The organism is Rhodoferax ferrireducens, from assembly GCF_003347515.1.
GTDB lineage: Bacteria > Pseudomonadota > Gammaproteobacteria > Burkholderiales > Burkholderiaceae_C > Rhodoferax.
In genome coordinates this window covers 1-395 of the sequence record NZ_QEII01000055.1, presented here as the reverse complement: position 1 = coordinate 395, position 395 = coordinate 1, and the positions used below count along the sequence as shown (strand labels likewise).

Sequence of the window (395 nt, the reverse complement as noted above, 5' to 3'; positions counted from 1 at the left end):
ATATTGTTTGGCGGGTGTCATGAACCCGCACGCACCAAGCGTGCTTGCCACCAACGTGGCAATGAGAATATTTTTCATACGGTACCTCTATGCAAATTCAAGTTTCGAGGTAACCACCTGTGGATCGCCATCTCCGCGAGTAGAAGATTGATGAGCCATGCCAAGCCCATCAGTACGTCTCGTTGCAATACGCTTGGTTTACCGATGAGAAGCATCCAGGACAAAAGGACGACGACTTGCATGCCAGCACCTTGACCCAGTGCAAAGGCGCGAATCATCCAAGCCCGATGGGTGGCAATGTCGCCTCCTTTGACCGCAGCCAACGCTATAAAGATCGAAAGCAGCATCGAAACGCTCACGAATACGCGCACTGCGTAAAGCAAGCTGCCCTGCAA

At 51.9% G+C, this 395-nt stretch carries 1 protein-coding gene; it reads right to left on the bottom strand.

From position 1 onward, the window contains the following. Positions 1-74 precede the first annotated feature (74 nt). Positions 75-395 (bottom strand): DUF2306 domain-containing protein (locus C5P05_RS00230; protein ID WP_157979133.1); only part of this gene is annotated, 321 nt, incomplete at its 5' end.